The organism is Bacillus sp. AR8-1, assembly GCF_008042345.1.
Classification (GTDB): domain Bacteria; phylum Bacillota; class Bacilli; order Bacillales; family Bacillaceae_G; genus Bacillus_A; species Bacillus_A cereus.
The window spans coordinates 61317-75830 of record NZ_QNUB01000038.1 but is presented as its reverse complement, the minus strand read 5'-3'; the positions used below and the strand labels follow the sequence as shown (position 1 = coordinate 75830).

Sequence of the window (14514 nt, the reverse complement as noted above, 5' to 3'; positions counted from 1 at the left end):
AACTCCACTGCATGTGCATTAGGATATTGGTCCAGCATGTTTATTAAATCTTGTTTCGTATGCTTTCCTAGTTCAAAGAAAGGCGTAGTCGTTCCACCTGTTGTGATTGTTGTTCGAATGGTACCACCTTGCTGTTTATTATAAAAATAAATCAGCCCCCCATTTGGAGATTGGATTGTGTTTACACCAGGTTTTAATGTAAATGATTTTATCTTAGAATCTTCTCTCCAAGAAGCATCATACGAATACGTTCCAATATATACCTGAATATCTTGATTACCTTCTACATTAATCGTTATTTGTTCATTTGGTTTTGCATATAAACCAGTTGGTTCATATGGACTAAATGCCATACTTTTTCTTTCCTGTTGTTTTAGTACCTCAACGTCTCCTTTTCCTGGGACTGTAAATGTTATATTTTCTGATTTAACTGACTTTTCACTTTGCAGTGATGTCGATAATTTTTTTTGCTGCTCCTTTTGCTCCGCAAAGACATCTGATGAAGAAATCATTCCAGTCGCAAGCATAGTTACTGTAGCAGTAGCTGCAAGTATTTTTCTAGTTTTATGTTTTGAATTATTCCCCATATTATCTCCCTCATTTTTCCTTAGTACTCTTAAGGATTTTTTGTTTTCTTCTTCATGTTTTTACAATCTAAACTATTCATACTATTTAAGTTGTGTCTATTACTCTATATTTTTTCATAAATATCTCCTTTTCTTTATTTATTATTGTATATAAATGTTATTTGATGACACATTAAATAACAACTTTACGATAAACTCATCGATAACAGCCTATTATGTTTTGATTCTGTATTCTAAACTCCCATCTAATTGGAGAAATACACCCAATTGGAGAAATCAGTAAATAATTTTCAACATTTAAGGGTTGGAATCTCACAAAAAATTCATAAAACTTATTTACTTTAAAGGTTTAAACAATTGTGACCACATTTGTTTGAACCTCCACAATTTTTTTCTAAGCTATTCTCTAAAAATCTTATTTTTCGTTGTAAATAAACCTGATTGGTACTCTTTATGCAAAAGAAAAGATGGAATCTTTAATTCAACTCCACCTTTTTTCGAAATAAAAAGCATCTAATTCTATTTGAATTAGATGCTTACATTTAGTCCTTAGGCCTAATATTCTAAACTATTTACGCGTTTGTAAATCTTTTTTTATTACATCCCAGAGTGAATTATCTTGACGCATCGGTTTACCCTCTTCATCCCATTTTATTTTTCCTGTTCCCAATTCATAATCCATCCCTGTCCATGTGTCTTCACGAAATGCATAGAATGATTTATGCCAACCTTTTTGGTTGAAGATAGAAATAAGATCTTGCATGTATTGGGTAGCTCCTGGAACAGTACGGTTAATTCCAAACTCCTCTGCAATAATTCGATTAGATGATACATGATTTTTCTTAGACCATTGTTGGATTGGCTTCAAAAATTGCTCTAATCCCTGCTTATTCCACATTACAGGTTTCTCTAAATCTCCTACTTTTACTAATCCTGGATATTGATACTCCTTATTTTGTTTTTCACCTTGACTCGTTAATTCATATGGTTCATACATATGAAATGCATATAGGGTTTTTTTATCATTTACTGGTTTTAAATATTTAAAGGCCCATGGAGTAGCATATAAACCTGAATCTAAAATAATCGGTGTTTCTTGGTCTACTTCACGAATGGAATTGATTACTTTTTGATAAAATCTGTTTAAATCCGCTGTCGTTCCCTTCACTTTTGCATACCATTTCTCATAATCTTCCGTCCAAAAATCATTATATCTATTATTTTTAGCTGTTTCTGGATGTGGTTCATTTATAATATTATAACCAACCACCGCGGGGTGATCTTTTAATTCCAAAGCAAGATCCTTCCAAAATTGACTTGCTTGTTCTTGATACTTCTCTTCCTCCCATATTCTGTCGTCATTCTTGTTATTATTAAATTGGCGCCATCGATCACCAGGTAAGGATAACATTGTAAGAACAACTTTCATTCCTTGTGATTGTGCGGCATCTAAATCCGCCTTTAATTTTTCTAAATCCTCCTTTACTAATCCCTGATAGTTATCTGCATTACCTATCAGAAAATCCTTTCCAGAAGTATCTGGTTTATCCTCAAATAGAAAATCTTTATCTTTTGCCCATTTATCAGGTGCTAAACGTACATATTCAATATTAGCTTCTTTTGCACTTTTATAGTTTTCAGGTAATGACGTACTATTCATGAAATTAGTACCCTTTCTTTTCGAATCCCAAAAACTAATTTTTGAATCGCCTTTGTGGTATGTATCAGCTCTTACATTCATTTCCTGTACTCCGAAACTCATCATGCCTAATAACGCAACAATTGGCAAAATTTTTTTCACAACTTTTCCTTCTTTCTCTTTATATTTAACACACATAACATACCTTTGTTTTGTTACAGGAATATGGCAATTTCCCAAAAATTCTTTTTTAGTTTATAAGATCGCAGCGCATTCATAGAAATGAAAGAGATAATTAGAACATTGCTTCATTTTCAAAGAAACAAAAAAGGAATCCTTTACGGATTCCTTTTTGCAATTCACTCTTTTTCAAATGGTACATTTCGCACCTATTTTTAGTATACCTTATAATTCCTATAAAATAAATAAGATTAAATGAAATTCACTTCAAATTGTGATAGAAAACATAATTAAGAAGCGAAGATAACTAAATATTATCCCTTTTATTAAATAAAAAAGATTAAATAATTCCCCCTCCAAACTAGGACCCCTTTGCATTTTTTACAAATATTGTTATAATTAGATAAACCAGAGCATTACCCCATTAACAAAGGGACTCCATAATTGGAGTCCCTTTGTTAATTAGCTATTAAAAATGATAGCATGTGATTATTGTATAATTTCTTCCTTTTTTAGATCTGCATATTCTTCTACGAAATCCCATAAACCTTGCTTTTCGAAGTAAGAAACACTTTTTTCACTTCTTCTAAGAGTTTAATTGCTTCATATTCATTAAGAGAATGTAAAATATTGAAATGATATACATACTCTTCATTTCCTAATTCCATACAAACTGCTAATCCTTTTTCAAATTGCTTTAAGAATATACAAGCTGTCCCTAATGCGTTTTCACAAGAAGCAATTTTCACCTCATATCCCATTAGCCCAAAATACAAGGAATATAGATACTTATTTTACTTTCAAAGGCTGAAACCTTGCTGCATAACTACTGAAAATAAACATAAGAAAGACGTTCAAATCCATATGGATAGAACGTCTTTTCACTTTACTTTATACAGATACTGATTTTTCACTTATTCATTTTGCATTGTACTTAAAAAATCGATAAATTCATCTTCATTTACAGGTTTACTGTAGTAATAGCCCTGAATTAGATAACATCCATTACGTTGTAACACTGTTAATTGTTCCTTCGTTTCCACCCCTTCTGCTATCACTTTCATGTTTAAAGTATGAGCAAGTGAAATAATGGTTTGTATAATTTCATCTCCATCAGTAGAAGTTCCGATCCTATTAACAAATTCTCTTGGAATTTTCAAAATATCAATTGGATAAAGAGGCAGATACGCTAGTGAAGAATAACCTGTACCAAAATCGTCAATTGATAAATATACACCATATGATTTTAATACTTTTAACTTCGATAAGGTTTCTTTTTCATCTACCATTGCTATTCGCTCTGTTAATTCCAAATCAATTGAATTAGCAGGTACTCCTATCTCTTCTATGGTAGATATCATTGTTTGAACAAAATCTTTCTGTTCAAACTCTATAGCTGATAAATTTATCCCCATCTTTAGATTTGAATAGCCCGCAGAATGCCATTCTTTCAGTTGTCGACACGCTTTCTGTAACGTCCACTTCCCAATTGAAATAATCTGCGCGGTTTCTTCTGCGATAGGTATAAACTCAAAAGGAGAAATCAGCCCAAGCTCTGGATGTTGCCAGCGTATTAAAGCCTCTGCACCAATAACCTTACCTGCCTTACTATCAATTTGTGGTTGATACAATAAAAATAACTCATTATTTTCAATTGCATTTGGTAAATCCTGTTCTAATCGTAATCGACGAGTTACTTTTTGTGATAATGTCTCGTCATACATACAAACAGCATTGTTACCTTTTTCCTTTGCGCTATACATAGCGATATCAGCGTGTTGTAAAAGTGTAGTAGTATTTATTCCTCCAAATGGATACACTGCTATTCCTATACTAAGAGATAAGTAAAAACTATGCTGATTTACTACAAATGGTTCTTCAGTTATACGAAATAGAGTTTTACACAAATCCAATAGCTGTTGCTCTGTTTGGTTATGGACAATGATTGCAAACTCATCTCCACCTATTCTTGCTAGAGGAATAGTCGGTGACAGACATGTCCTAAAACGTTTGGCAACTTCTTTTAAAACTCTGTCACCAATCGAATGACCCAATGTATCATTAATGGTCTTAAAGCGATTTAAATCAATATACAGGAGCCCGAACTTATCCTGTGTTTTTTGTGCACGCTTAATGGATCTATCTAATTCTTGTTGGAAGAATATACGATTTCCAATCTCCGTCACCGTATCATGGAACGCAAGATAATTTATCTCATCCTGTTGTTGTTTCATCCTCGTTATGTCTTTTACCATTACATAACTCCCAAAGGTTTGTCCTTCTATCATAATAGGAACTATAGTGACATACCAAAAGAGAATATCCTTCTCATTGTTATTTTTCACACGTAACTGTAACGAAGATGAACTACATCGTTTCCCTTTCTTTATAGCCGATTCCAATTCAGATTTATCTTCATCTAAAAAAATAGAGAAGCACTCTTTCCCTATTAATGCAGCACTTTCTTTTCCTAATAACATACTTCCAGCCTGGTTTATATTTAATACGATACCATTTGAATCAATCGTTAAAATAGGATCTGGATGATACTCATATAAAGACTTAAATCTCTCTTGATTTTTTACCAAATCATTAGATTTGTTTATTAAATCCCTTGTTCTTTGAGATACTGTTTGTTCTAATTGATTATTAAACACTTTTAAGGTCTCGGTTAAATCTTTGTTTTGCATTCGTACAATTGTATGACGAATCAGTACAAATACAAAAGCAATACAATTTCCCGTAATCAATGTAGCTGAAGAAGTTTGTTCTTTCAAAGTAAAGCCAATTAAGACTGCAACTGCAAGATAAGGAAATATGACAAGAAGTTCCCTTCCAAATTTCGGGTTGACAATAAAATAATTTCTTTTAGAAGAAGTATTCTTTGGGATTGTAGCAGCAATAGCGATAAATAATAGGAAAACTCTATACAAACACCTTAATAATATAACTGAACGATCTGACAAATCATCTTGTAAGTAAAAATATAAGTAGTCCGTAATAGCCAATCCAGTTAATACTAAGATAAAAATAAACAATTTACTTTTTGCATTGAAAATAGCAGGTCGAAAGATTAGTGTAACTCCAAGTAATAGAAGCAATAAATCTATAATCGGAAAAATAAATGAAAGAAAAACATCTCCAATTGAAAAGAATAAGATATTTGCGGAAGGTTTATTAAATAGGTACCACTCTAATGTAAAAATAGCAGTAACAACAATGCATAAATCACAAAGTAAATACGCTCTCTCCCATTTGTTACATTCCATCATAATTTTATAAAAAAACGCAAAGAGAAAGAAAAATAAGAAAAACAACAAAAATATATCAGATATATTAAAATTTTGTATTGGTAATTCTACATTAAATACTTGAAAAGCAGATATGAAATTTCCTATCAGGAAACACCCTATCGCAATAATTATGCAAATCCAGAATACTCCTAACTTAATTTTTCTGGATAATATAGAATACAGTAATGAGATAAATACAGTAGTTTCAACGACTAAAGATGATAGCCGGATATTAAAATCTGATACGAAATAATGATTCGGAAGAACAAATAAAAATATACAGCAAAAGCTTATATAAGCTATTAAAGCCAATATCAATACATAAAATTGCACATATGCATTTTTACGCAATGGACTCACCTTCTTGAGTTTTTTCTATACTTTTATTAAGAAATGTCTTGATAGTAGCACAACTCCTACTAATTAAAATGTGTGCTACCTATTATCCATATTATGACCTTTTTAAAAGATTTCTTTCTACATACAACAGTCTTATTAACTTTTTGTAGATGTTTACAATTTTCAATACTGAGGATTCCAAAAAGGATCAGTTAAAAAATGTAGTTTTTCAAGTATTTGTGCATCATAAATTTGGATTGTATAACTTATCTACTCTTTAAATATGAGATAAAATCTAATCCTCTATTGAATTATAGTTAGTTGCTAACTGTCACACTTAAAAAGGAATGAAAATATACTATCTTTAACATAGAAATTCGAATTAGTTTTCGAAACTAACTGTAACAATTATAGTTACAACTTAGATTGATGTCAATTTCATATTTCCTCCTTACTCAAAGAATTATAAATAATCTAGGATTAGGTGAAGCTGAAGCTGATATTGCATCTCTCTAAAAAGAATGTTACTCTAAAAATAGAATTATGAAAGGAATGATGGATGAATAATGATTAACTAATTTATATTTTAAGTTGAATTTTATAACTTCAAACTACAAAATATAGGGTTAGTCTATCCATTTTTAAAATTCAGTTCATACTTTATTTGTCATGATTCAAATGATTAATAAGTACTTATTAAGTATAGACGAAAGACTAATCCTTCCGATTACAATTGGGGGATTTTTTTATTCCCGTTTATGTTAGTTGGAACTTATTAATTGTTAAATGTACCTAACAAATAAAGGAGCGAGAAAAATGAGTACTTCAGACACTATTGTTACACATGTAATGCTCTATATAAGTCGTTAATATCCATCAAACTTATATAGAGCAATTAAAAAATGGATGGATGTTCCGACTTTATATGAAACGTTTCGATATATAAAGGAGGAATTATTATGTCAATGATAAAAGTCCAAGATTTAACTTTTTCATACCCAGATAGCTTTGATAATATTTTTGAAAGTGTAAACTTCCAAATAGATACGGATTGGAAGCTAGGATTTATCGGTAGAAACGGACGAGGTAAAACGACATTCTTTAATTTATTGTTAGGGAATTATGAGTATGGTGGGAAAATCCTTGCTTCGGTAGAATTCAATTACTTCCCCTACTCTGTTGCAGATAAGAACAAATTCACTTATGAAATCCTTGAAGAAATTTGTCCCCAAGCAGAAGATTGGGAATTTCTGCGTGAGATATCCTATTTAAATGTTGATGCTGAGGTCATATACAGACCATTTAAAACATTATCAAATGGGGAACAAACAAAGGTGTTGCTTGCTGCACTGTTTTTAAATGAGGGCCAATTCCTATTAATTGATGAACCAACAAATCACTTAGATACTGATGCACGAAAGATAGTCTCTGATTATCTAAGGAAGAAAAAAGGATTTATTTTAATTTCACATGACAGAATCTTTTTAGATGGGTGCGTTGACCATATCCTATCTATAAATAGAGCAAATATTGAAGTTCAGAGTGGTAACTATTCTTCTTGGAAGTTAAATTTTGATAGACAGCAAGAGCACGAAGAGGCTACAAATGAGCGTCTACAAAAAGACATAGGGAGATTAAAACAGTCTTCCAAGCGTTCAGCAAGTTGGTCTCATGATGTGGAAGCTTCAAAAAATGGAACGAGGAATTCAGGCTCTAAGTTGGATAAGGGGTTTGTAGGTCATAAAGCAGCCAAGATGATGAAAAGAGCAAAAAACCTTGAATCAAGACAACAAAAAGCTATTGAAGAAAAGTCAAAATTACTAAAAAATGTGGAGAAAACTGAGTCCTTAAAATTGGAACAATTACAATTTAAATCAAATGAATTGATTACTTTGGTTGATGTGTCCGTTAAGTACGATGACCAAATTGTGAATGATTCGATTAGCTTCATAGTTGAACAAGGTGACCGAATTGTACTTGATGGAACGAATGGGAGCGGAAAAAGTAGTATCCTAAAACTAATTCTAGGACATCCGATACAGCATACAGGCTTAGTTATTTTAGGTACAGGACTCATCATTTCCTATGTCCAACAAGATACTTCTCATTTAAAGGGATCGCTATCAGACTTTATTGAACAGCACAAGATTGATGAGACCTTATTTAAATCCATCCTACGTAAGATGGACTTTGACCGAATTCAATTTGAGAAAGATATATCTCATTATTCTGGTGGACAAAAGAAAAAACTGCTTATCGCTAAAAGCTTATGTGAAAAAGCTCATATATATATATGGGATGAACCACTAAATTTTATAGATATCTATTCCCGTATGCAAATCGAAGAGCTTATTCAACAATTTAATCCCACAATGGTTATTGTTGAGCATGATAAAGCATTTCAACAAACAGTTGCAACAAAAACTATATCTATGTAGCTCAAAACGAATACTTGAAAATATAATCAGCAAATTGAGTCATTGAATTATAAATACTTTAATGACGTGTTGAAAAAAGCCTAATTTCTCTACAATACATTGAGAAATTAGGCTTTAAATAGTAATAATAGAATTCATATACACTGAATAATTTACACGTTAGGTTTATCTGTTAATGCAGTAACAATCCTGTTCACTAAGTCTTCTGGCATCCATTCATGATTTGTATCATTCGTTTCATTTGGCCCTAAAGAATCAATAAACTTTTTAAACTTTGGAAATAAAACAATAGAAGTGATCCAATGTATCGTATGATTTATAGAGAAGAAATGAAAAACTCCTTGCTTTTCACCCTCCTGTAATATTTCTTTTAACTGTTCAAAATTACCTATGAAATACGGTTTAATCTTTTCTAATCGTGCACTTTCCTTAATAATCTCCTCATATGCCAACGATCCAATTTCAGGGTTCTCTTTTATATGTATAGTAAAAACCGTTAAATATTCTCTAAGGGCATCGATAGGATCAAATTGATTCTTCTCAAGAAAATTGGGTAGCTCATTAGCAAGGCCATATTTCTTAAATACCTCATAATATAGGTTTTCTTTCCCATTAAAATAGTAAGAAGCCATAGCAACATTCACTTTCGCTTCTTTTGCAATTTCTTGTATGCTCGTACCTTCGTAGCCACGCTCTCCAAATTTTTTCTTAGCAGCCTTTAAGATATTTTCCATCGTCTGCTCTCGAGATTTCCCCATTTCACACACCTCAAATAGTATATATTTCACTTCAAAAACCCAATAAGGACTTTGAATAGAGTATCTTTTTAATGAAATTTAATTATATATTTAAAGTGGTAACTTAACAACCGATGAGGTTCTGATTACTTTAAACAATATCCCCTTGCGTAGCATCAATAGCTTTCAACTACTTTACGCTCTTTTCTAATTGAGTAAAAGAATAGACAAAAAACATCTAATTTCATCTTAATTTCGTGCGCAAATAAAAACATAATAAGGACCAAAGTTTATTTATTTTATAGATAAACTTTGGTCCTTTCGTTACATTATACAGATTTAAAATAAAGTGAAACTTTAATCAGTGGGGGTTTTGTTCATCCCCCACTGATTATTAGGTGAACCAATCGGGCTGCCCGTTAATGTGGGATAAACTAGTATACTCGTATCTTGATGAGATAATTATCCATCAATCGTCCATCATTTTCTGACTAAATCTGTTTAATCTCGATATAAGGTCCTTTAATGTTTAATTTGTTAATATCATTAGATATATTGCCTACAGTTGATTTTTCATTAAAAGTATAGACCTTTTCACCATTTACAAAGATACCCCAATTTTTATCTTCGTAACTGATACCATAACCAGCATTGCTAGACGTAGCTTGGAGTTGATTTCCATTCATTGAAAGAGATAATTTCCCTTTTCCTTTGTTAAGTTTATCATTCACACTGTTGATACTATTCATTTGTTCTTCAAGGGCTTTTTGTTTATCAAGAGTAACTTGATGGTTTTTCCAGTCTAATTTATAGTGGTTCGTAAAGAATTCATTATATGTATCTTTATTATTTGTTCCCCACCATTTTGAACTTACCCATTCGATATTGTACTGATCTGAAATTCTACGATTTGTTATTTTTAAATCTGATGTAGTTTCTGTTTTATCAGCAGTAATAACCGCTACTACGTTTGGAGAAAAACCATATCCTGTTAAAGCTGGTACTGTATCTTTTGAAACAAAATTATTCGTTCCTTCATTATAACTACGTGATTTCATAAATAGTTGATTACCATAGAAAGTATTGAATGAATCACGATTATAAATTCCCCACTCTGGGAAATTAAATGATTGGAATCCTACTTTCCAATTTAATTTTTTATCTGTGTGAGTCTCCAATACCGTTTTATAATCTACTTGATCATAAGATACACTTTCTTTCCAAGCAAAGCTACCTGTGATACTTGCATCGGCATTTGGCCCTTTATCATTTACTCCTACTTTAACACTTCCACCAAGTGTATACCCTACCTCAGAAGTGACCTTTGCTGAAGTCATTGTATTAACTGGGGCAGCTTTATGGAATTGAGCACTATCACCACTTGTTATTTCTGCTTCAGTATGATAGGCTGATGGCCATTTTAAACCTGCGTTATAGTATCCGCTATTAATTGTATATTTAGCATCTATATTACTACCATCGGTGGTAACAATTGCAATCTTTTTATCTGCGTAAGGATCCTCAATAAAAGAAACCTTTATTGAATTTTTGATATTTTGCTTCATGTCATAAGTAGTTTTAAAACTATTATAGACCTTCCCACCATTTTGAAGATTTTCTACAGTTCCTTTAGACTCTGCAAATGCAGATGTTGCTTGTAAACCAAATGATCCAGACATAATAACGGACGCTACCGCAACGCATTTAGCTATTTCTTTTGCTTTTTTCATACAGACAGCCACTCCTTCTTAAACATTTAAAAGATATAAATATATTATTTCTAGTTCACAAAAATAGAGATAGATTCATAGCCATACAATATAGAAATTCATTAACTTTATGACACTAACTAAAAACACATGTTTCACTAATCTTCCTCTCACTATTATTGATAACTATTATCAATATTATTAAAACATAAAGTAACGATTTAAACAACAATTTTAAATACAAATTTAAAATTATTGTTTAAAAAATACAAAAAAAATTATAGAATTCTTCATTTCGAGAATTACTATATTTTCAATTACTTATTACAGCCTATATTCAGATACATTATTTCCTTTCCATTCATAATAATCTAAAATTCCTTCATAAATGGCTTCTGCTGCAATTTGTCTGCCATTTTCCGTAGATAATTTACTGTAATCAATACCATTATCTATAAACGCCAGTTCCGTCAACACAGCTGGCATGTCATTTTCTCTTATAACATGAAGGTCTCCATGTTTAACTCCTCTGTCTCGTGTTTGAAGTGCCTCTACTAAACGTGTTTGAATTTTTCTGCTAAAACGCGACTTTCTTCCACATGAGGATTTGTTTTTTCGGATTTAGAAGATTTATAGTAATATGTTTCTGTCCCTTTTGCATTACCATTAAAAGCATTTGCATGTACGCTTATAAAGATATTACCCTGATTTTTCTTAGCAAATTTAACACGTTCCTGTAAAGAACTTTTTTGATCATGTCCTGGTCTATTATCAGATTGACGAGTTAATAAAACTGTAAATGGTGTATGCTTTTCAAGTAATTGTTGTAGACGTAAAGAAGTGTCTAGTACAATCTTACTTTCAGGTAATCCCTTTGTGGATTTCCCAGGATCTTCGCCACCATGTCCAGGATCAATAATGATTGTTTTACTTTCTAATGGGTTTTTTGGACGATGTTGCATCATATCTGTTTTTGCAGTAAGTTGAGCAGCTTCAGCACGTGTTATAAATCTATTTGGTTGCCAACCGTTCTCAGTACCATTGGAAATTTTCAAACCGATTAAAATATTGGCATATTTTTCTCCCCAATGCCCTTTTAAATCTTCAAATTTAACCTGCTCGTTATGATTTGATGTGCTTTGTAGTTTATATGCATTTACTAGCATCGTAGCCATAGCAGCGCGAGTTACTTTTCCGGATGGATTGAAGATTCCATTACCCTCACCTTTAACAATACCAGCTTTTTCAGCAGCAGCAATATACGGAGTAGCCCAGTGGTTTTGTGAATCTGTAAATGATGGTTTTGCATTAGAGTCAATTTGTATACCTAAAACTTTTGTCATAATTTTTGTAGCCGAAGCTCTGTCTAATGAGTCATTTGAACCGAAAGTTCCGTCTGGATAGCCATTCAATACCTGTTTATCAACTAAATAATTAACGGATTTGTCCGCCCATGCAGGAACATCTGGGAACTTATGAGTATTTGCAAATGTATTAGATGAGTAGGATAATAGACTTCCAGCAAGAATTCCTGTAGCAATTAATTTATATTTCAAAATGTAACACCTCTATCAATTTATTACAATTTGGTAAATATATCATTTATAATTAATCTTTAAATAATACGACTTTGAATAAAGAATAGATCACGTTATTTATATCGTTATATATCGTATAACGAATTTAAAATCGAACTATTACTCCAAAAATAATCCTCGGACATACACTTATATATAGAGATTATTAAATATACTCACCAATATTGTGTAACCAGTATAGTTACTTATACATACGAGTTTCAATTAAAATAACCTTACAATTTTGTAAGATAACCACCTTAATAGTAAACAAAGTAATTATTAAATAATATAAATAGTTACTAGATATAATAAAATAACAACCTTAAATTTTGAAAAAAGACTAATTATTTTGATAGGAAAATAACTTATAACACCAACATTTTTAACAATGCTTTTGAATCCTACTTTACTCTATAATTCTCTGTTATATTCCAACGTGAATGCTCCTATAATATAGTCAATTGCTGCAATGAATACTACAAACTTATAACATTGTATTCCCTCAAAAAACATCTCTAGAAGCCACCTAAAGTAGCCTATATTAATAAATTCACACAATCCATCTTTTCATTCCCTTAAGACATCCTCAAATTTTACAAGGAATGAAAAAAGAAGAGGGAGACCTTCCCTCTTCACCAAAAAAATTAAAAAACACCTTAATTTATATCCCCTGCCTTTTACAATCTCACGTCTATTGATAGCCAGTTTAATTCTTCAATTCTATTTTCATAGATTCATGTATTCTTCTAAAGTCTGCTTTTGTTTATATATATTTTCAGCAATATCTCCTACATAGCGAATATGCCAAGGTTCATATGCATAACCTGTAATACTTTCCTTTCCCTTAGGGTAACGAATGATAAACCCTGCGCGATGCGCGTTTTCTTTCAGCCATTTTCCTTCCTTCGTATTAGCAAAGGATAACTCTAGTTCATTGTTCGCACTTTTAGAAGAAACGTCCATTGTTAACCCTGTTTGATGTTCGCTATGTCCTGGTTTTGCCGAGAAGCGATCCGTATGCTCTTGTCCTTTTCTTTTCACATTGTTTGTATACAATCGTTGTTGATAGTCATAGGAACGAAATCCCGAAACAGCATTTAACTGAATCCCCTCCTGCTTTGCTAAATCAAATAACTTTTCCAGTGCTTCTGCCGCCTCTTTACGGAGGTGGCTCTTTTCTACCGTTCCACTAAATGAGAATGGTACATTTGGTACAACTAAATCCTCTGGTTTATAGTCTTCGGGTAATCCATATTCCTTATTAACTACAGCCTGTATACTAGCAAAAGAACTTTCATTGTATTTTGATTGCCCTTTTCCTCTACTATCTTTCTCTTTATTTATGGAGTTTTCACGAGATTCATAGTTCGTCTTATCTGGTTCTTTACCAATAGATTGATTGGTGTAAATTATAAAGATACCTAACATCATAATTACACAAATGAAAATTCCTACTAATTTAAGTCTCATTATTCATTTCCTTCCTGCAACTCTTACTATTTCTCGTTCATAATATCTCAACCATATCAAATTCATATTAATTTGAAGTGAACTTTTGTTCTTACCATATTTCTTAATAGAAAGACTGTATATCCTTCTATTTGTTTGACATCATTAAGATGCTCACAAATATAAATAAATTCTATTCCTACATATAGATAAAAAATCTAAAAATTTATATAATAAGATTAGAAGTGTAGCGTATTATTATTGAAGGGTCTTGGTATAATGCTAGGCATTAATGTAAAAAAAACAAATGAAGAGTTAATTATTTCATGGCAATTGGCGGAGATTACAATTCCATTACGTGATGTGATTGAGATTACCGAAGATGCTACCTATGCTGGTGTTGAAGAAGTAGATGTCATACGTATTGGAACAGCTTATGGGACAACAGACCGTATTTTAATTAAAACAGTAAAACAAAATTATGTATTATTTACTACAAATAAATTTGCTATTTTAAATGCCATTCACGCTTGAATATAGGAGTCTTCTTGGCTAAAATGATA

General features: G+C 31.6%; 9 protein-coding genes and 2 pseudogenes. 2 read left to right on the top strand and 9 right to left on the bottom strand.

Translation table 11 applies throughout. From position 1 onward, the window contains the following. The 4 genes from DN400_RS23025 to DN400_RS23010 all read right to left on the bottom strand — a co-directional run. Positions 1-587, bottom strand: a 587-nt coding sequence (locus DN400_RS23025; protein ID WP_277998076.1) for a M60 family peptidase N-terminal accessory domain-containing protein, incomplete at its 3' end; no start/stop codon positions are given. 568 nt (positions 588-1155) lie between these two features. After that, entirely contained in the window at positions 1156-2424 is a 1269-nt protein-coding gene (locus DN400_RS23020) for a glycoside hydrolase family 5 protein (protein WP_000337846.1), read from the bottom strand. 512 nt (positions 2425-2936) lie between these two features. Next, positions 2937-3167 carry a hypothetical protein gene (locus DN400_RS23015; RefSeq protein ID WP_029948057.1) on the bottom strand — a complete coding sequence of 77 codons (231 nt, stop codon included), beginning with the start codon at positions 3165-3167 and terminating at the stop codon, positions 2937-2939. Positions 3168-3320: 153 nt separating this feature from the next. Then, positions 3321-6050 (bottom strand): sensor domain-containing protein, encoded by a 2730-nt coding sequence (locus DN400_RS23010; protein ID WP_147801950.1) that lies wholly within the window; start codon positions 6048-6050, stop codon positions 3321-3323. Positions 6051-6997: 947 nt separating this feature from the next. Between DN400_RS23010 and DN400_RS23005 the strand changes: the two genes are divergently transcribed. Next, positions 6998-8476, top strand: coding sequence for an Lsa family ABC-F type ribosomal protection protein (locus tag DN400_RS23005; RefSeq protein ID WP_098675369.1), 1479 nt, complete (start codon positions 6998-7000; stop codon positions 8474-8476). Positions 8477-8628: 152 nt separating this feature from the next. Here DN400_RS23005 and hlyIIR read toward each other — a convergent pair whose 3' ends face one another. From hlyIIR to DN400_RS22985, 5 genes and pseudogenes are all read right to left on the bottom strand, one after another. Beyond that, a complete protein-coding gene (hlyIIR, locus tag DN400_RS23000; protein ID WP_000520482.1) occupies positions 8629-9234 on the bottom strand; it encodes a hemolysin II regulator HlyIIR in 606 nt (201 codons plus the stop codon). Between the two features lie 470 nt (positions 9235-9704). Next, positions 9705-10943, bottom strand: coding sequence for a hemolysin II HlyII (gene hlyII, locus DN400_RS22995; protein ID WP_000709371.1), 1239 nt, complete (start codon positions 10941-10943; stop codon positions 9705-9707). 303 nt (positions 10944-11246) lie between these two features. Then, a pseudogene (locus DN400_RS30335) lies at positions 11247-11785 on the bottom strand (N-acetylmuramoyl-L-alanine amidase family protein); the annotation flags it as partial. Positions 11786-11878: 93 nt separating this feature from the next. Further along, positions 11879-12478 (bottom strand): annotated as a pseudogene (locus DN400_RS30330) (S-layer homology domain-containing protein); the annotation flags it as partial. A gap of 750 nt (positions 12479-13228) precedes the next feature. Then, positions 13229-13972 carry a M15 family metallopeptidase gene (locus DN400_RS22985; protein ID WP_001237442.1) on the bottom strand — a complete coding sequence of 248 codons (744 nt, stop codon included), beginning with the start codon at positions 13970-13972 and terminating at the stop codon, positions 13229-13231. 258 nt (positions 13973-14230) lie between these two features. On the opposite strand from DN400_RS22985, the gene DN400_RS22980 reads away from it, so the two are divergent. Further along, on the top strand, positions 14231-14485 hold the full coding sequence (locus DN400_RS22980; protein ID WP_000900689.1) for a SunI/YnzG family protein: 255 nt from the start codon (positions 14231-14233) through the stop codon (positions 14483-14485). Positions 14486-14514: the final 29 nt, after the last annotated feature.

Excerpts from the sequence above, each read along its gene's own strand:
- DN400_RS23020 (WP_000337846.1), bottom strand. The coding sequence starts at position 2,424 with ATGTGTGTTAAATATAAAGAGAAAGAAGGAAAAGTTGTGAAAAAAATT.
- DN400_RS23015 (WP_029948057.1), bottom strand. The coding sequence starts at position 3,167 with ATGGGATATGAGGTGAAAATTGCTTCTTGTGAAAACGCATTAGGGACA.
- DN400_RS23005 (WP_098675369.1), top strand. The coding sequence starts at position 6,998 with ATGTCAATGATAAAAGTCCAAGATTTAACTTTTTCATACCCAGATAGC.
- hlyIIR (WP_000520482.1), bottom strand. The coding sequence starts at position 9,234 with ATGGGGAAATCTCGAGAGCAGACGATGGAAAATATCTTAAAGGCTGCT.
- hlyII (WP_000709371.1), bottom strand. The coding sequence starts at position 10,943 with ATGAAAAAAGCAAAAGAAATAGCTAAATGCGTTGCGGTAGCGTCCGTT.
- DN400_RS22985 (WP_001237442.1), bottom strand. The coding sequence starts at position 13,972 with ATGAGACTTAAATTAGTAGGAATTTTCATTTGTGTAATTATGATGTTA.
- DN400_RS22980 (WP_000900689.1), top strand. The coding sequence starts at position 14,231 with ATGCTAGGCATTAATGTAAAAAAAACAAATGAAGAGTTAATTATTTCA.